Annotated in this window: 14 protein-coding genes and 5 pseudogenes; 15 read left to right on the top strand and 4 right to left on the bottom strand. The window is 44.7% G+C overall.

What is annotated here, in order from left to right:
• Positions 1–9: 9 nt before the first annotated feature.
• The gene (locus tag JCM21738_RS24380) at positions 10–183 is read right to left on the bottom strand and encodes a hypothetical protein (protein ID WP_156315516.1); all 174 of its coding nucleotides are present in this window, start codon (positions 181–183) and stop codon (positions 10–12) included.
• Between the two features lie 234 nt (positions 184–417).
• Here JCM21738_RS24380 and aceB point away from each other — a divergent pair.
• From aceB to gatB, 12 genes and pseudogenes are all read left to right on the top strand, one after another.
• Positions 418–2,011: pseudogene (gene aceB / locus JCM21738_RS11995) on the top strand (malate synthase A).
• 47 nt (positions 2,012–2,058) lie between these two features.
• Positions 2,059–3,338, top strand: a pseudogene (gene aceA / locus JCM21738_RS12000) (isocitrate lyase).
• A 249-nt stretch (positions 3,339–3,587) separates the two neighbouring features.
• Entirely contained in the window at positions 3,588–4,034 is a 447-nt protein-coding gene (locus JCM21738_RS12005; RefSeq protein WP_023626222.1) for a YueI family protein, read from the top strand.
• Between the two features lie 207 nt (positions 4,035–4,241).
• Positions 4,242–4,454, top strand: coding sequence for a hypothetical protein (locus tag JCM21738_RS25815; RefSeq protein ID WP_052019673.1), 213 nt, complete (start codon positions 4,242–4,244; stop codon positions 4,452–4,454).
• On the top strand, positions 4,394–4,780 hold the full coding sequence (locus JCM21738_RS25820; protein WP_243463001.1) for an MFS transporter: 387 nt from the start codon (positions 4,394–4,396) through the stop codon (positions 4,778–4,780). The genes JCM21738_RS25815 and JCM21738_RS25820 overlap by 61 nt, the downstream gene beginning before the upstream one ends.
• 187 nt (positions 4,781–4,967) lie before the next feature.
• Positions 4,968–5,504: an MFS transporter gene (locus tag JCM21738_RS25825; protein WP_256360194.1), complete on the top strand. Its 537-nt coding sequence runs from the start codon at positions 4,968–4,970 to the stop codon at positions 5,502–5,504.
• Positions 5,485–5,811: a TetR/AcrR family transcriptional regulator gene (locus JCM21738_RS25830; protein WP_243463003.1), complete on the top strand. Its 327-nt coding sequence runs from the start codon at positions 5,485–5,487 to the stop codon at positions 5,809–5,811. The genes JCM21738_RS25825 and JCM21738_RS25830 overlap by 20 nt, the downstream gene beginning before the upstream one ends.
• Positions 5,808–5,957 (top strand): annotated as a pseudogene (locus JCM21738_RS25835) (TetR/AcrR family transcriptional regulator); the annotation flags it as partial. The gene JCM21738_RS25830 and the pseudogene JCM21738_RS25835, both read left to right, overlap by 4 nt.
• Positions 5,958–5,990: 33 nt before the next feature.
• A complete protein-coding gene (locus JCM21738_RS25840) occupies positions 5,991–6,194 on the top strand; it encodes a hypothetical protein (protein WP_243463004.1) in 204 nt (67 codons plus the stop codon).
• A 174-nt stretch (positions 6,195–6,368) separates the two neighbouring features.
• Positions 6,369–6,659, top strand: coding sequence for an Asp-tRNA(Asn)/Glu-tRNA(Gln) amidotransferase subunit GatC (gene gatC, locus JCM21738_RS12025; RefSeq protein WP_023626219.1), 291 nt, complete (start codon positions 6,369–6,371; stop codon positions 6,657–6,659).
• 11 nt (positions 6,660–6,670) lie between these two features.
• Positions 6,671–8,128: an Asp-tRNA(Asn)/Glu-tRNA(Gln) amidotransferase subunit GatA gene (gene gatA / locus JCM21738_RS12030; RefSeq protein ID WP_023626218.1), complete on the top strand. Its 1,458-nt coding sequence runs from the start codon at positions 6,671–6,673 to the stop codon at positions 8,126–8,128.
• A gap of 13 nt (positions 8,129–8,141) precedes the next feature.
• A complete protein-coding gene (gatB, locus tag JCM21738_RS12035; protein WP_023626217.1) occupies positions 8,142–9,569 on the top strand; it encodes an Asp-tRNA(Asn)/Glu-tRNA(Gln) amidotransferase subunit GatB in 1,428 nt (475 codons plus the stop codon).
• 412 nt (positions 9,570–9,981) lie between these two features.
• Here the strand turns inward: gatB and JCM21738_RS12040 are convergent, their stop codons facing one another.
• The 3 genes and pseudogenes from JCM21738_RS12040 to plsY form a co-directional block, all read right to left on the bottom strand.
• Positions 9,982–10,386, bottom strand: a complete 405-nt coding sequence (locus JCM21738_RS12040) for a hypothetical protein (protein WP_023626216.1) — start codon at positions 10,384–10,386, stop codon at positions 9,982–9,984.
• A 125-nt stretch (positions 10,387–10,511) separates the two neighbouring features.
• Positions 10,512–11,986: pseudogene (putP, locus tag JCM21738_RS12045) on the bottom strand (sodium/proline symporter PutP).
• A 193-nt stretch (positions 11,987–12,179) separates the two neighbouring features.
• Positions 12,180–12,800 carry a glycerol-3-phosphate 1-O-acyltransferase PlsY gene (plsY, locus tag JCM21738_RS12050; protein WP_023626214.1) on the bottom strand — a complete coding sequence of 207 codons (621 nt, stop codon included), beginning with the start codon at positions 12,798–12,800 and terminating at the stop codon, positions 12,180–12,182.
• 624 nt (positions 12,801–13,424) lie between these two features.
• On the opposite strand from plsY, the gene JCM21738_RS12055 reads away from it, so the two are divergent.
• The 3 genes and pseudogenes from JCM21738_RS12055 (at position 13,425) to JCM21738_RS12065 (ending at position 16,745) form a co-directional block, all read left to right on the top strand.
• Complete coding sequence (locus JCM21738_RS12055) at positions 13,425–14,366, top strand: diacylglycerol kinase (RefSeq protein ID WP_023626213.1); 942 nt, start codon at positions 13,425–13,427, stop codon at positions 14,364–14,366.
• Positions 14,367–14,626: 260 nt separating this feature from the next.
• Positions 14,627–15,178 carry a cysteine hydrolase family protein gene (locus tag JCM21738_RS12060; RefSeq protein WP_023626212.1) on the top strand — a complete coding sequence of 184 codons (552 nt, stop codon included), beginning with the start codon at positions 14,627–14,629 and terminating at the stop codon, positions 15,176–15,178.
• A gap of 96 nt (positions 15,179–15,274) precedes the next feature.
• Positions 15,275–16,745, top strand: a pseudogene (locus tag JCM21738_RS12065) (nicotinate phosphoribosyltransferase).
• The last annotated feature ends 81 nt before the right edge of the window (positions 16,746–16,826 follow it).

Here is a 16,826-nt window from a genome sequence, read left to right on the forward strand (position 1 = left end):
TTTCTTAATCTAGCTCCAGCGCCTAGCCCCTCGAGACGTTTCGGTCCGCCCGATGAAGTCAAAGAACGACTTCACCAGTCGGCCCTCCAACGCTTGTCGGGGCTGAACAAGGCGCTTGCGCTTTTTGTTCCGTTGTCTAGCTTTTTCAAACATTAATTGCACGATAGAGACTGGGAATTGCACCGTTTCCGCTTATAATTGCACCAAAAAGAGAAGGAATTGCACGATCTGACTTCATAATTGCACGCTTCATAAGCATAATTGCACCGTTTACCTATTTGTGGAATAAAGGACTTTAGATTCATTTTAAAAATTTTCAGAAAAATTTAACAAAATAGTTGCAATCTAAAACCTCTGTTATATAATACATATTAGAGTTATTGATACTGTACTATAACAAAGGGGTGAAGGCAGTAAATGTCGACACAAACTACAGGAATTGAAATTGTAGGCAACATGAAAAAAGGATACGAGGAAATTTTGACACCAGAGGCTCTTGATTTTGTAGAGCGGCTTGAAAGGCACTTTGGCGAGCGTCGGGTAGAGTTGCTGGCAGCACGTGAAAATCGCCAGGTGGAAATCAATGCGGGCAAGCTTCCAGATTTCTTGCCGGAGACGAAGCATATCCGTGAAAGTGAATGGACAATTGCGCCGCTTCCGAGAGACCTGCAGGATCGCAGAGTCGAGATCACTGGGCCGACTGATCGGAAGATGGTTATCAATGCGCTCAATTCCGGAGCGAAGATTTTTATGGCAGACTGCGAGGATTCAACTTCGCCTACATGGGAAGCGATTGTTGAAGGGCAGATCAATTTAAGGGACGCTGTTAACCGGACGATTTCTTTTGAAAATGCGAATGGCAAAAAGTATCAACTGAATGAAAAACAGCTGTTTTAATGGTTCGCCCAAGAGGCTGGCACCTAAAAGAAAAACATGTATTGCTCGATGGCAAGCCGATTTCCGGCGGATTATTCGATTTCGCGATGTACTTTTTCCATAATGGGAAAAAGCTGGTGGAGCAGGGCACAGGCCCATACTTCTACCTTCCTAAGATGGAAAGCCACCTAGAAGCGCGCCTATGGAATGATGTGTTCGTTTATGCACAGAACCATCTTGGTATTCCACAGGGAACGATTAAAGCAACTGTTTTGATTGAAACGATTCTTGCTTCATTCGAAATGAATGAAATTCTATATGAACTGAAAGAGCACTCCGCTGGCTTGAACTGCGGACGATGGGATTATATTTTCAGTTATCTGAAAAAACTGCGCTCGCAGGATGATGTGATTTTACCGGATCGCTCACAGGTAACGATGACGGTTCCATTCATGAGATCATACTCACTGCTGACCATCCAGACTTGCCACCGCCGCATGGCACCGGCAATGGGAGGAATGGCGGCGCAAATCCCGATAAAAAATGACGAGGAAGCAAATGCAGAAGCATTCGCAAAGGTTCGCGCCGATAAAGAACGCGAAGCACGCGATGGCCATGATGGCACATGGGTAGCGCATCCAGGCTGGTTCCTGTAGCAATGGAGGCATTCAACAAAGAGATGCCGGAACCGAACCAGATAGAATCTGGCAAGCAAATGGATGTTGAAGTTAATGCAGCTGACTTGCTAGCTGTACCAGAAGGGACTATAACAGAAGCCGGCGTGCGCATGAACATCAATGTCGGCATCCAATATGTAGCATCCTGGCTGAATGGCCGCGGCGCAGCTCCAATTCATAACCTGATGGAAGATGCGGCGACTGCAGAGATTTCCCGTGCCCAGCTATGGCAATGGATTCGCCATCCAAAAGGACTTCTGGAAGATGGCCGCAAAGTGACGGTTGAAATGTACCATGAGCTGAAGGAAGAGGAGCTTGAGAAGATCAGGCTGGAAGTCGGCGAAGCGGTATTTGAAACCGGAAAATTCGAGCAGTCGGCAGAAATGTTTGATGAATTGATTTTAAATGATGAGTTCGTTGAATTTTTAACATTGCCTGGCTATCAGGCTTTAGCTTAATAGATTGATAGATTTATATAAAACAAACATTAGGAGGAATTATAAAAATGACTCAAGATCGCGTAAAGCAATTGCAGGAAAGCTGGGAAATGGATAACAGATGGGCTGGAGTGGAAAGGACTTATACTGCGGAGGATGTCATCAAGCTTCGCGGTTCGATTGATATTGAGTATACACTGGCACGCCGCGGTGCAGAGAAGCTTTGGAAGCTTGTAAATGAAGAGGACTTCGTGAATGCACTTGGCGCTCTGACTGGCAACCAGGCGGTCCAACAGGTAAAAGCGGGCTTGAAGGCAATCTACTTGAGCGGCTGGCAGGTTGCAGCGGACGCTAACCTTTCTGGAAACATGTATCCTGACCAAAGCTTATACCCAGCGAACAGCGTTCCCGCTGTCGTAAAACGCATCAACCAGGCGCTTCAAAGAGCTGACCAGATCACTCATGGAGAAGGAGACGATTCCGTCGACTGGTTCGCACCAATCGTGGCAGATGCTGAGGCAGGTTTCGGCGGACAGCTGAATGTATTCGAATTGATGAAAGGCATGATTGAAGCAGGCGCAGCAGGCGTTCACTTTGAGGACCAGCTTTCTTCTGAAAAAAAATGCGGACACCTCGGCGGCAAGGTTCTTCTGCCAACACAAACTGCGGTGCGCAATCTGATTGCTGCCCGACTTGCAGCAGATGTCATGGGCACACCAACACTGATTGTTGCCCGTACTGATGCGAATGCGGCAGATTTGATTACAAGCGATGTCGATCCATATGATGCACCGTTCATCACTGGCGAAAGGACGCCGGAAGGATTCTTCCGCGTGAACGCTGGCCTTGACCAGGCAATTGCCCGCGGTCTTGCGTATGCTCCATATGCTGACCTAGTTTGGTGCGAAACTTCTGAGCCGGATCTGGATGAAGCTCGCCGCTTTGCTGAAGCAATCCATGCGAAGTATCCTGCAAGCTGCTTGCTTACAACTGCTCGCCTTCATTCAACTGGAAAAAGAAGCTGGATGACGAAACAATCGCGAAGTTCCAGGTCGAGCTTGGCAAGATGGGCTACAAGTTCCAGTTCGTTACTCTTGCAGGCTTCCATGCATTGAACCACAGCATGTTCGAACTGGCTCGCGGATACAAAGAGCGCGGCATGGCTGCATACTCCGAGCTGCAGCAGGCTGAGTTCGATAGCGAACAATACGGCTACACAGCAACAAGACACCAGCGTGAAGTGGGAACAGGCTATTTCGATGATGTATCAATGGTCATTTCCGGAGGAACTTCATCAACGACTGCGCTAAAAGGATCTACGGAAGAAGCACAGTTTACAACTTCCTGATCAGCCTTTGTCCGGGTTTCCTCTTCGCCTGAGCCCTCCAACTCTGGCGAAGGTTTACCATAATAGTTTTTGATTTTTTCACCTTGCATTCTCCTATTTGTGTCCTTCTCTTCACTTGAAGAGGAGGGTTTTTTTGTTTAAAATAGGTTAACCTTAAACTAGCACAGACCTTTGGGCGAAATCATAGATAATATTTATGAGGAGTTCTAGTTGAAGCACAGTATGAATGTGAGACAAGGGGGGACGAATATGAGCAAAAGCAATGTGGATGATTACTTACAGCAAGGAATCCATGGTGCTAAGCAAACCAAGCCTGATGAAAGAAGGAGATTCCTTTCAACCATAAGGGAAAGGGTGGTCATTGCGCTAACCCAGGGGGAGGTAATGAGGAAGGGTGTTGAACCTGAAGTCGAGCAGCTTATGGATGAAAACCCCGAAGCCCACCTTTTTTTAAATGGCAATATATCATATCCTTATTTATCTGAGTACATCAAAGCGGCTGAGAAACGGGGCATCGAGTTTACGATCGTGACCAATAAAGATTATGATTCTGAAATTGGGCTCGTTTTAGCACATCACCATGCGATTGATAAAGAGGATATTTATCTTGGTAAAAAGAAACCTGTGATCCAAACTGTGCCGGCCAAGAAGAAAAAGGGTTTCTTATCTGGCTTTGGGAGGTTATTTGGTAAATAGCGACAAGGGAGCAGCCTTTTAGGTTAGCTCTTTTTTTGCGGTCATTTTCACATCCAATTATATTATTCCACTACATATTCTATAAACTAAGGCTTTATTGAATTAAAAAAGCTTAAAGATTTTAAAAGTATTGAAAAACGTCACTAATGTCTTTATAATAAAAAAAACAAAACGACATTAGTGTCGTTTTAATATGGAGGGATGATGATGGGCGGTCTTTTAAAAAATAAAGGGTTTATTACGTTAATGCTTGCACAGTTAATATCAAGTATTGGTGACTGGTTGAGTGTCATTGCGATCATAACGATGGTTGGATTGAAGTGGGAGGCTTCTCCAATGGAGGTTTCCTTTATCATTTTATGTTTGGCTGTTCCGATGGCATTGCTGGACCATTCGCTGGAACGATTGCTGACAGGATGAACAGAAAGGCAATCATGATCTTGTCAGACGTAGTCAGAGCGGGATTAATTCTGATTCTGGCATTTGCTGATTCCTTATGGACTGTCTATATTTGCTTGTTCCTGGTCGGAATGCTCTCGGCTATATTTGTCCCGGCAAAGAATGGTAAGCTTAAAGAACTAATTGATCAAGAAAATATGAAAAGTGCCATGTCCATCACCTCGATGATTGATTCCGGGACGAAGGTGTTGGGGCCTTTATTGAGCGGTCTGCTGGTCTCGGCTTTTGGTACAAAATGGTATTTTTTATTGATTCAGGCACCTTTTTTATTTCAGCCCTGCTGCTGATCACTTTACCAAAAGCAGCAGCTTCTGTAAGAGTAGATTCAGATGAACAAGTAGGAGCTTCGTTTAAGGAGGATTTCCTCGAAGGAATCAGGTTCATCAAAGGCAGTCGCTACTTAGTCATTGGTATGATTGTTTTGGGGGTAAGCTCCTGATCTTACAATTGTCTGACTCGCAAATCATTGTTTTATTGAGGGAACTATCCAATGCATCTCCGGATTTGTTTGGTTATATTGTTACGGCATCAGGTGTTGGAATGTTTTTTACAGGATTGCTGTTGGCTAAAAAAACAGATTACAATGCGCTGATTCTATTGTTCATTGGGGTTTGCGGGATTGGGATCAGTTTTAGTATGCTGGCTTTATTGACCCAATTGGATTTAGCACTGCCAGTGTTATGGGGGCCAGCTCTGGGATTGACGGCTGGATTTTCAGCAGGGTTGGTATTCATCCCTTTTCAGGCAGCAGTCCAAACCGAGACTCCTGTTCACATGACAGGCAGGGTTTTCGGGGTGTTGAACAGCGTGACTACCACGGCCACAATCATTGGGCCATTGGCTGGCGGATTGCTTGCCACTGTTCTGGGAGTCATACCGACATTTGTGATAACTGGTTTATTGTTGGTAGCAGTCTCGATTGTTGGGCTGGTATTTAAGAGTAAAATAGAACGGGGGAGAGCAAATGTCTCCGAAGGTCAGTCAGGAGCACATGGAACAGCGTCGAGCTGATATTTTGAAGGCAGCACAGGAGGTTTTCATTGAGCATGGTTATGAGCGAGCCACAATGAAGCACATAATGGATGCTGCGAATGTCAGCAGAGGCGGGCTGTACCAATATTTTTCAAGTAAAGAAGCAGTGTTTGAAACGATTTTGGAAGAATCATTAGCCATGGAATTAGATGATACGTTGGATATGGTAAAGGAAAATGCAACATCTTATTGGGATATGCTCATGAAAATCATCTTTGGCGAGGATGGGGAGCCTGATGATGATATGGATCCTTTGTCTCCAGCAAAACTTGAGTTTTTATCATAGGAAGAAATGATGAACATAGAAGAGAATACGGAAAAGTACGATACAATAATGGCCTGAAAATATATGCGACGATTATTGAACATGGTCAAAAGAGTGGGGAATTTAGCCTCAAGTTTGATCATCAGATCATTGCCCGTTCGATTATTTCGTTTATCGATGGCTTGGCAGCAGAGCATGCAATGTTATCGAAGGAAGACTTGAAAATCAAGGAGCAGTCGGCAGTATTCGTGGAATATTTGAAGCTGGCTTTAGGGATCAGCGATAAGGTTGAAGATTTGGAAAGAGTACTGTGTGTGCTGATCGCAAATAAAAGAACGGAATTAAACGTTCTTGGAGAATGGTGTTATTCACCATTCTCCTCTCTATTTAAGAGACTTAATTAGTTCAGCAAGTTCTTCGGAGGTTTTAAATATTCCGCAAAATAGTCTTCTTTCCTGCGATCACTGACCTCTCATGTTAAAATAGTACAAACAGCAAAGCTTGTATTGCTTTAACGTGGAAAACTTTGCTATGATCATTATTATTATTGTCTGACGATTTACGATGGAGGTGCTTTTATGTCAAGGATTTCTGAGGAGCAGGTGAAGCATGTCGCACACCTGGCGAGATTGGCGATTACAGAAGAGGAAGCGCAGATGCTGACGGACCAGCTGGATAAAATCATTACATATGCTGAGCAGTTGAATGAGCTGAATACGGATAATGTTGAGCCAACAGCACATGTACTCGAAATAAAGAATGTCATGCGTGAGGACCGTGCAAAAGAGGGCCTGCCGCGTGAAAAGGTTTTGAAGAATGCGCCTGAGCACCAGGATGGTCAGATCAAAGTGCCAGGAATTATGGAGTAGGAGGACCGGTGATGAGTTTATTTGAACATAAGATTTCGGAGCTTCATGAGCTTTTACATAAAAGAGATCTAAGCGTTTCCGACCTGGTTGATGAATCGTACAAGCGGATTGGCGAGGTCGAAGGCAAGGTCCAGGCATTTTTAACCTTAGATGAAGAAAACGCAAGGGCAGCAGCGAAGGCATTGGACGACAAGGTAATCCAGAACAAGCCAACGAGCAAATTATATGGCCTGCCTATTGGCATCAAGGACAATATCGTCACAAAGGGTTTGCGCACGACAGCTGCGAGCAAGATTCTCGAAAACTTTGATCCTATTTACGATGCTACTGTCGTCCAGAAGCTGAAACAGGCGGAAACGGTGACGATTGGCAAGTTGAATATGGACGAGTTCGCGATGGGTTCTTCCAACGAAAACTCTGGCTTCAAGAAGACATTTAATCCATGGAATCTCGACCGTGTACCTGGTGGTTCTTCAGGCGGTTCGGCAGCATCTGTTGCAGCTGGAGAAGTTTTGTTCTCGCTTGGCTCAGATACAGGCGGCTCGATTCGCCAGCCGGCATCTTTCTGCGGAGTGGTCGGCATGAAGCCAACTTACGGGCTAGTGTCCCGCTTTGGATTGATCGCATTTGCGTCATCACTGGACCAGATCGGACCGATCACACGAAATGTAGAAGACAATGCTTTTCTGTTAAAAGCGATCGCGGGATACGATGAAATGGACTCAACCTCCGCAAACGTGAACATTCCTGATTATGTTGGTTCCTTGACTGGTGATATAAAAGGACTGAGAATCGCTGTGCCGAAGGAATACCTAGGTGAGGGTGTGAATGAAGAAGTCCGTAAATCAGTTATGGACGCACTTGTCATTCTTGAGCGCATGGGGGCGACTTGGGAAAAGGTTTCCCTGCCGCACTCCAAGTATGCTTTGGCAACCTATTACTTGCTGTCTTCATCTGAAGCGTCAGCGAACCTTGCCCGCTTTGACGGTGTTCGCTATGGTTACCGTTCACCAAATGCGGAAAATCTGCTGGAAATGTACAAGATGACCCGTGAGGAAGGCTTTGGTGAGGAAGTTAAGCGGCGAATCATGCTTGGTACGTTTGCACTTAGCGCTGGCTATTATGATGCACACTATAAGAAAGCACAGAAGGTCCGCACGCTGATCAAGCAGGACTTTGAAAAAGTGTTTGAGCAATATGATGTCATCGTTGGTCCGACTGCGCCTACGCCAGCATTTAAACTTGGCGAGAACACAAAAGACCCACTGACGATGTACGCGAATGATATTCTGACGATACCGGTGAACCTTGCGGGCGTGCCGGCAATATCGGTTCCGTGCGGCTTTGACAAAGGTCTGCCGCTTGGACTGCAAATCATCGGACGTCATTTTGACGAGAGCACTGTATACAAGGTTGCCCATGCATTCGAGCAGGCAACAGATTTCCATAAACAACAACCTGAGCTGTAAAGGGGTGAAAATGATGAAGTTTGAAACGGTAATTGGCCTTGAGGTCCATGTTGAATTAAAAACAGAATCAAAAATCTTTTCGGCGAGTCCGAACCATTTTGGTGCCGAGCCGAATACAAATACGAGCGTGATCGACCTCGGATACCCGGGAGTACTGCCGGTCGTGAATAAAAAAGCGGTCGAGTACGCTATGAAAGCCGCTATGGCTTTAAACTGCGAAATTGCTGAGCATACAAAATTCGACCGGAAGAACTACTTTTACCCGGATAACCCAAAGGCTTACCAGATTTCCCAGTTTGACAAACCGATCGGCGAGAATGGCTGGATCGAAATCGAGGTTAATGGTTATAAAAAGAAAATCGGCATTACGCGCATCCATATGGAAGAGGATGCTGGAAAGCTAACGCATGGCAATGGATATTCCCTCGTTGACTACAATCGCCAGGGAACGCCGCTTGTTGAGATCGTATCGGAGCCCGATATACGCACGCCAGATGAGGCATATGCCTATCTTGAAAAGTTAAAGTCCATCATCCAGTATACAGGCGTATCGGATTGTAAAATGGAAGAAGGTTCACTCCGATGTGATGCGAACATTTCGATCCGTCCTGTCGGCCAGAAGGAATTCGGCACAAAGACTGAGCTAAAGAACCTGAACTCGTTCAACTTTGTGCGCAAAGGGCTCGAGTATGAGGAAAAGCGCCAAGAGGAGGAAATCCTCGCTGGCCGTGAAATCCAGCAAGAAACACGCCGATATGATGATGCGAATAACACGACGATCCTGATGCGTGTAAAAGAAGGCTCCGATGACTATCGATATTTCCCTGAACCCGATTTACCTGATCTTTACATTGATGAGGAGTGGAAGGCAAGAGTTCATGCGGAAATTCCGGAGCTTCCCGACGAGCGCAAGAAGCGATATGTCGAGAAAATGGGACTGCCAGCTTACGATGCAGAGGTTTTAACAGTATCAAAAGAAATGGCTGATTTCTTTGAATCTGCTGTGAAAGCCGGGGCGGATCCGAAGCAGGCATCCAACTGGCTGATGGGAGAATTCTCAGCCTACCTGAAGGCAGAATCGAAAGAGCTGCAAGAAACAGCACTGACTTCTGAAGGACTTGCCGGCTTGATCAAACTGATTGAGAACGGCACGATTTCCTCAAAGATCGCCAAGCAGGTGTTCAAGGAATTGGTCGAAAACGGCGGAGATCCGGAGAAAATCGTCAAAGAGAAGGGGCTTGTCCAAATCTCTGACGAAGGCGAATTGCTTAAAATCATCAACGAAATCATCGACGCTAACCCGCAATCAGTAGAAGATTTCAAAGGCGGCAAGGACAAGGCAAAAGGCTTCCTTGTCGGCCAGATCATGAAAGCGACAAAAGGCCAGGCAAACCCGCCGCTTGTAAACAAATTGCTAGTCGAAGAATTGAATAAGAGATAATAGCGAAAGCTGGCGAACCAACCGTCAGCTTTTTTTGTCGATATTTCCCGAGAAATGATAAAAGTGAAACATCCTAATTTCCCACCTGAATCTCATGAGCTTGTATGCTGCTAATCAATGAATCTTTATCCACTACGGTTTTTTGGTCAAATTCACTATTAAAAATCATGTAAATAGGCGTTATATTGGTATGTAGCTCAGGATACTGCTTCTTCAGTCCCTCGATGTCATCCGATATGTGAAAGGAATCAAGCTTTTCTTTTACCTCATCAGGAATGTCATACTTTTCTGACTCTCAACGTGGAACAATCGCCAGGACGGAAAGTTTCTCAGGATCCTTTGAAAGAAACTGAGGAAAAGACGGTAGATTCGCTATCTCGAATTTCACATAATAAGTGCTGAATCCCTTGTCCTATCTTGCTCTTATCTTATAGTAAGTTCTATCCATGTAAAGGTTTTTGGGAATGGACAGGATATTCCCTTCAAAACTCTTCTTTTCCATTCCAGGTACTGTATTAAACTGGGTAATTGAAATAGATTCAGGCTCCATCTCTGGAGGAAATGAGACTTCTAGTGTTTCTTTTTCCTTCACCTTAGTAGGATCCATCCCAGCCATTGCTTTAATCGGATCTATTTTCTCAGTTTTTGTAGCATGCCAATCATACTGGCCGAGAATGTATGGGATCTCTTGTCCATTAACAGTGATGCTTGGTACAGGCGGCTTTTCCTCTTTATATAACTTATAGCGGTCCATGGCAATCAATAAGGTCAGAAGCAATATGGCAGTTGTTCCATAGAATAGCAGCCTTCTCTTCATCAGTTTCTCCTCAATCTTAAAGTTATCATTATATCAATTCGATCATCGATATGTAATTTCATGTAAGATTTTATCGGAAAATGGAATAAAAATACCACAGAGAAAGAATCTCTGTGGCATCAAGTTTAGGATTTTAAGTTTTCAACACTCATATCAAATTCTTTTTCAATTTCAGGATTCGGTCTGTATGTTACCAAGCTGACTACTACTGAAATGACCAGGTTGATGATGAATCCTGGGACGATTTCGTACATCACATCGCTCAAGCCAAGGTTGCTCCAGATGACAACGGTAGCTGCACCGGCAATCATACCGAGAATCGCACCCCAGTTGGTCATCTTCTTCCAATATAGCTTAGGATGATGATTGGACCAAACGCTGCGCCGAAGCCTGCCCATGCGTATGCAACCAGGCCAAGGATCGTGTCGTTCTGTACCCATGCAAGTGCTGCAGCAATAATCGCTACTGCCAGTACCGCCAAACGTCCGAAAAACACGTACTGCTTATCTGATTTTTCTTTTTTGAATAAGATTTTGTACAGATCCTCAGTCAGTGCGCTGGATGTTACGATCAGCTGGGATGAGATTGTGCTCATGATTGCAGCAAGGACGGCTGCGAGCATAAGGCCGGCAAATAATGGATGGAAGAAGATTTGCCCGAGCACGATGAAGACTGCTTCAGGGTTATCCAGCTTAACACCCGGATTCTGTGTAAAATAAGCAAGACCGATCAGCGCTGTCAGCATTGCTCCAATCAAGGAGAAAATCATCCAGCCCATGCCGATTCTTCTAGCACTCTTTGTTTCTTTTATTGATGTGATTGCCATGAAACGGGTGATAATATGTGGCTGACCGAAGTAGCCGAGGCCCCAAGCAGCGGTTGATATGATGCCGAGCACAGTCGTACCCTTGAATAAATCAAGCAATGCAGGGTCGATTGAACGGATGGTATCGAACGTTTCTGCAGGTCCCCCTGTTTTTGAGAAGCCGATAATCGGCACGAGCAGCAGGGCGAAAAGCATCATCATTCCCTGGATAAAATCTGTATAGCTTACTGCCAGGAATCCGCCGAATAATGTGTAGGCAACGACGACTGCGGAAACCAGCACCAAGCCGGTGTGGTAGTCAAGGCCGAATGAATTCTCGAAGAAAACAGCTCCGGCGACCATTCCGGAGGAAACGTAGAAAGTAAAAAATAGAAGAATAACAATTCCAGATACAATTCTTAAAAGCTTTGTATCATCTTTAAAACGGTTTTCCAGGAAGCTTGGAATCGTGATGGAGTCATTCGCCACATGAGTGTATGAGCGAAGTCGAGGTGCTACATAAAGCCAGTTGAGATACGCGCCGACAGTCAATCCGATGGCAATCCATGCATTCGCTAAACCGCTTACATAAATTCCTCCTGGAAGACCCATCAGCAGCCAGCCGCTCATATCAGCTGCACCTGCGCTAAGCGCTGTGACTGCCGGACCAAGCGATCTGCCGCCAAGCATGTAGTCAGTCAGATTGTTTGTCTTTTTGTAGGAATACCAGCCAATATAAAGCATCGCGGCCATGTATATCCCGATGGCAATGATTTGATACATTTCATTGGACATACTCTTTCCCCCTTTGTTATTGTGAAAAACTATTAAGAAAATATTGCTAATACAATTAATATTCTATCATTTAAAATCAATGATTAACAATCTATTTTTTCGTCAAAATTACTATTCTCTAAATAGTAATTTATTTTATTGATATATCTATAGGGTAAAAGAATAACCATGGCCCGAAAGCCATGGTTAATGATCACATCTTAAGATCTTTTGGAGGCAGACGGTCGCCCTTCACCTTCTTATCATTGATTTTCGGTTCCTTTCCGCTAAAAAAGTTCTGTAAATTAGAACGATGGAGGAAAATTAAAAATATGATAAAAGCAGTAAAGATGAATGGCTCATGTACTTCCGGAGAGAAAAATGAATAAATGAGAATTGCTATTCCCACTGATATCGAACCCATAAATACATATTTGGTTAGTAAAATAACAGCAATAAAGGTCAAATACACAGCCAGGAACATGCCGATATCAACAACCAGCAGTGCACCTGCCGTCGTGGCAATCGCCTTGCCCCCGCGGAAACCGGCGAAAATCGGGAAGCAGTGCCCGATGACCGCAATCATCCCGGTATACAGCGGTTCAACTGGGGTATCGAAGATCAGCGGAAGAGAAGCGGCAAGCATCCCTTTTGCGACATCCATAAGCAGCACGACAATGGCCGCTCGCTTTCCCATGACCCGCAAGGTATTCGTCGCGCCAGGGTTTTTACTGCCATGGTCCCTGATATCAACATGGAAAAAATATTTGCCAATCAATAAAGCGGTTGGAATGGAACCGACCAAATAAGCTGCCAAAAGACAAATCCAAGTCATATAATGTCACCCTTTTAATCTAGTTAAAGAATTTTATTCTGAAATAGTCGCGGTCAGAATGTTTATTTTACTGTGCCAATTGTGTTTTGGTAAGTAAGTACAAAGCTGAAAACGTGTGTTCTGCAGACAGTGAACGTACAGGCCAATGCCTCGGGAACTTTTATGCCGTTTTTAACGTCTGTTTTAGCAGTATGCTTCTATTTGAATGTACTGCTGATTCTCATTTGCTGGAGCATCTTCAGTGTTTGGATGAGAAAACTGCAAGTCCAATTGAGCAGATCCATATTGCAGCATGAATCATAGCTGCTTTTGTAAAGGTTGTAACCGGGTAATAAGGTCTCTATAAGCTGAATCCATGCAAATTCAATAACGGGTAGGTGTTTCCAATTTATGTAACCATTCTCTTTAGTATTGTAAAAAAGAACGAGCAGGAATGAAAGAGTTTTTCGAAAAATACGATAATTAACACTTTAATTTAATAGTGGGTTTCTTTTTGGCAAATGGATAGGATTTAGTTTATGATATATCCGGTACTGTCCATATTGAGGTAATTGCCTGGATAGAAGTAATGAGCTATGATGTAAATGGATGGAATTAAAAACCATATTAAGTAGGATGATGGGTATGAAAAGAGCAAGAATCATTTATAATCCGACTTCGGGTCGTGAGATTTTCAAAAAGCATCTTGCGGAGGTCTTGGTAAAGCTGGAGAATGCCGGCTATGAGACATCATGCCATGCAACGACAGGTGAAGGGGACGCGACGCAGGCTGCCAGAATTGCGGTTGAGCGGCGCTATGAACTGGTTATTGCAGCTGGTGGAGATGGCACGATCAATGAAGTGGTCAATGGGATTGCTGAACAGGAATACCGCCCGAGAATCGGAGTCATTCCAGTCGGCACAACAAATGACTTTGCGCGCGCGCTTCATATCCCAAGGGATATTGAGGCTGCGGTCGACATCATTGTTAAAGGCGAAACGATTCCGGTTGACGTAGGCCGAATTAACGATAAATATTTCATAAATATAGCTGGCGGCGGCAGACTGACAGAGCTGACATATGAAGTTCCAAGCAAACTCAAGACAATGCTGGGACAGCTCGCTTATTATCTAAAAGGGATCGAGATGCTGCCATCCATTCGTGCTTCTGAAGTAAGCATTGAGTATGATGGAAAGCTATTCGAGGGCGAGGTCATGATGTTCCTCGTCGGGCTGACGAATTCCGTCGGCGGCTTCGAACGTCTGGCTCCAAACTCCTCAATCAATGATGGATTATTTTCTTTATTGATTTTGAAAAAGATGAACCTGGCCGATTTTATCAGGATCGCTTCACTCGCTGTCCGCGGTGAGCATATTAATGACCCAGGCGTCATTTACACGCAGGCCAACAGGATCAAGGTGCAATCTCAGGAAACCGTCCAGCTGAATCTCGACGGTGAATACGGCGGCAACCTGCCAGCTGAATTCGAAAACCTGTTCAGGCACATCGAAGTTAACGTGCCGCTCGACGAAATCCGTCCAGAAGACCGGCCTGAGAACCTGGAATTGAATTTTAAAGCAGATTGATGAAGGAACCACTCCAAATGGGGGTGGTTTTTTGTGAGCTGAGATAGGTAGAAAAGGATATTATAGATTAATTCCAAAACCAGACTAGTATATTTATAATGACTCCGGACAAAACGAAGAGGAGAATCAGGGAATTTGTCTGAACCTGGTATGAATTCGGGCAAAACCAACTAAAATATCCTGCCGATATGAAAAATTTGCCTGCAAATCATATTTGGAAGAAAATAAAGGATAATAAGATAAAAGGATGTGGATACATAATGGGGAACAAGACGTTGATCAATATCGACTATACGTATGATTTCGTGGCGGATGATGGTCGCTTGACTTGCGGTGAGCCGGGACAGGCGATTGAAGAGAAGATTGTCGGTGTGACGAAGGAGTTCATCGGAAATGGTGACTATGTTGTTTTCGCGATTGATGTCCATGATGGGGGCGATGAGTTCCATCCGGAGACGAAGCTCTATCCGCCTCACAATATTCGCGGTACGAAAGGAAGGGATTTGTTCGGCAGCCTTCAGGGAGTTTATGAAGAAAATAAGCATCTCGACAATGTGCAATATATCGACAAAACGAGGTATTCGGCATTTGCCGGGACGGACCTGGAGATAAAACTGCGCGAGCGAGGCATCACAGAAGTGCATCTCGTCGGCGTATGCACCGATATTTGCGTCCTTCACACGGCAGTCGATGCTTATAATAAGGGATTTAAGGTTATTGTGTATAAGGATGCGGTTGCTTCTTTTGACCAAGTGGGCCATGAGTGGTCGCTCCGCCATTTCGAGAGTTCGATTGGCGCGGAAGTAAAGTAGCAGCCATTTTGCAAGACCAAGTGGCGCTGAGATTGATTTTCATTTTATCCGCTGAGTGGTCAAGCAGTTCATGGCAGTATATTTGGAGGTTTTTTGATGAGCACAAAATTCACAGACGATAGCTTAATGCTACACACGGATTTATACCAATTAAATATGATGGAAACGTACTGGCGTGATGGTGTCCATAACCGCCGCGCTGTGTTTGACTTATTTTTTCGCAAGCTTCCTTTTGGCAATGGCTATGCTGTTTTTGCCGGCCTTGAAAAAATTATAAATTATATTCAAAACTTCGGTTTTACCGAGGGTGATATTCAGTACTTGCGGGAGGAAGGGGAGTTCGACGAGGGTTTCCTTGCTTTTTTAAAGGATATGAAGTTCACTGGCACCATCCGTGCGATGAAGGAGGGTGAGATTGTTTTTGCCAATGAGCCGCTGGTTAGGATCGATGCACCACTTGTTGAAGCGCAGCTGATTGAAACGGCGCTGCTAAATATCGTGAATTACCAGACATTGATTGCGACGAAGGCTTCACGAATTAAGCAGGTCGTAAAAGATGAAATTGCGATGGAGTTCGGTACCCGCCGTGCGCACGAAATGGATGCGGCTCTCTGGGGCACGCGCGCCGCTTATGTTGGAGGCTTTGATTCCACCAGCAATGTGCGTGCAGGCAAACTGTTTGGCATCCCTATCTCAGGAACGCATGCCCACTCAATGGTTCAGGCATACAGAGATGACTATACCGCTTTTAAAAAGTATGCTGAAACGCATATGGACTGCGTTTTCCTTGTCGATACGTATGATACGTTGAGATCTGGTGTGCCGAACGCGATAAAAGTGGCAAAGGAATTCGGCGACAAAATCAATTTCATCGGCATCCGTCTCGACAGCGGGGACCTCGCTTACCTTTCGAAGGAAGCTCGTAAAATGCTTGATGAAGCAGGTTTTAAGGATGCTAAAATCGTTGCATCCAGCGACCTGGACGAGTATACGATTATGAACTTGAAAGCCCAGGATGCCAAAATCGATATTTGGGGAGTTGGCACGAAGCTGATTACCGCTTACGAACAGGCTGCTTTAGGAGCGGTTTATAAAATTGTTTCAGTCGAGCGGGCTGACGGAACGATGGAGGACACCATCAAGATCTCCTCCAATCCGGAAAAAGTAACAACACCTGGTATTAAAAATGTTTATAGAATCATAAATAAAGCACTAACGATCGGAGGGGGACTATATTACACTTGATGAGGAAAATCCTCAGCAAGAAAAGCGCCTGAAGATGTTCCACCCGGTCCATACCTTTATCAGCAAATTCGTCACCAATTTCGAAGCCAGGGATTTGCATCACGAAATCTTCAAAGATGGAAAGCTGGTATACGAGCAGCCAAGCCTTGACGAAGTTCGCAACCATTCAAAATACTGCCTCCGCGTTCTTTGGGAAGAATACACACGTATGCTCAATCCTGAGGAATATCCCGTCGACCTCAGCCAGAAATGCTGGGACAACAAAATGCGTAATATAAAAGAAGTAAGAGAGAAAGTCAAGGGGGTGACTGGAGAGAAATAATTAACATTGTGCTGCTTTCTTCTAATCAGAAAGCAGCTTTTTTGTGTGGATTATGCAGTCCCCTTCGAAAAAAACACATGG

It is taken from the genome of Mesobacillus boroniphilus JCM 21738 (genome assembly GCF_000517385.1).
Lineage (GTDB): Bacteria > Bacillota > Bacilli > Bacillales > Cytobacillaceae > Mesobacillus > Mesobacillus boroniphilus.

Excerpts from the sequence above, each read along its gene's own strand:
- gatA (WP_023626218.1), top strand. The coding sequence starts at position 6,671 with ATGAGTTTATTTGAACATAAGATTTCGGAGCTTCATGAGCTTTTACAT.
- JCM21738_RS25840 (WP_243463004.1), top strand. The coding sequence starts at position 5,991 with ATGTTATCGAAGGAAGACTTGAAAATCAAGGAGCAGTCGGCAGTATTC.
- JCM21738_RS12040 (WP_023626216.1), bottom strand. The coding sequence starts at position 10,386 with ATGAAGAGAAGGCTGCTATTCTATGGAACAACTGCCATATTGCTTCTG.
- gatB (WP_023626217.1), top strand. The coding sequence starts at position 8,142 with ATGAAGTTTGAAACGGTAATTGGCCTTGAGGTCCATGTTGAATTAAAA.
- JCM21738_RS25815 (WP_052019673.1), top strand. The coding sequence starts at position 4,242 with ATGGGCGGTCTTTTAAAAAATAAAGGGTTTATTACGTTAATGCTTGCA.
- JCM21738_RS12055 (WP_023626213.1), top strand. The coding sequence starts at position 13,425 with ATGAAAAGAGCAAGAATCATTTATAATCCGACTTCGGGTCGTGAGATT.
- JCM21738_RS12060 (WP_023626212.1), top strand. The coding sequence starts at position 14,627 with ATGGGGAACAAGACGTTGATCAATATCGACTATACGTATGATTTCGTG.
- plsY (WP_023626214.1), bottom strand. The coding sequence starts at position 12,800 with ATGACTTGGATTTGTCTTTTGGCAGCTTATTTGGTCGGTTCCATTCCA.
- JCM21738_RS25820 (WP_243463001.1), top strand. The coding sequence starts at position 4,394 with ATGTTTGGCTGTTCCGATGGCATTGCTGGACCATTCGCTGGAACGATT.
- JCM21738_RS12005 (WP_023626222.1), top strand. The coding sequence starts at position 3,588 with ATGAGCAAAAGCAATGTGGATGATTACTTACAGCAAGGAATCCATGGT.
- JCM21738_RS25830 (WP_243463003.1), top strand. The coding sequence starts at position 5,485 with ATGGAACAGCGTCGAGCTGATATTTTGAAGGCAGCACAGGAGGTTTTC.
- gatC (WP_023626219.1), top strand. The coding sequence starts at position 6,369 with ATGTCAAGGATTTCTGAGGAGCAGGTGAAGCATGTCGCACACCTGGCG.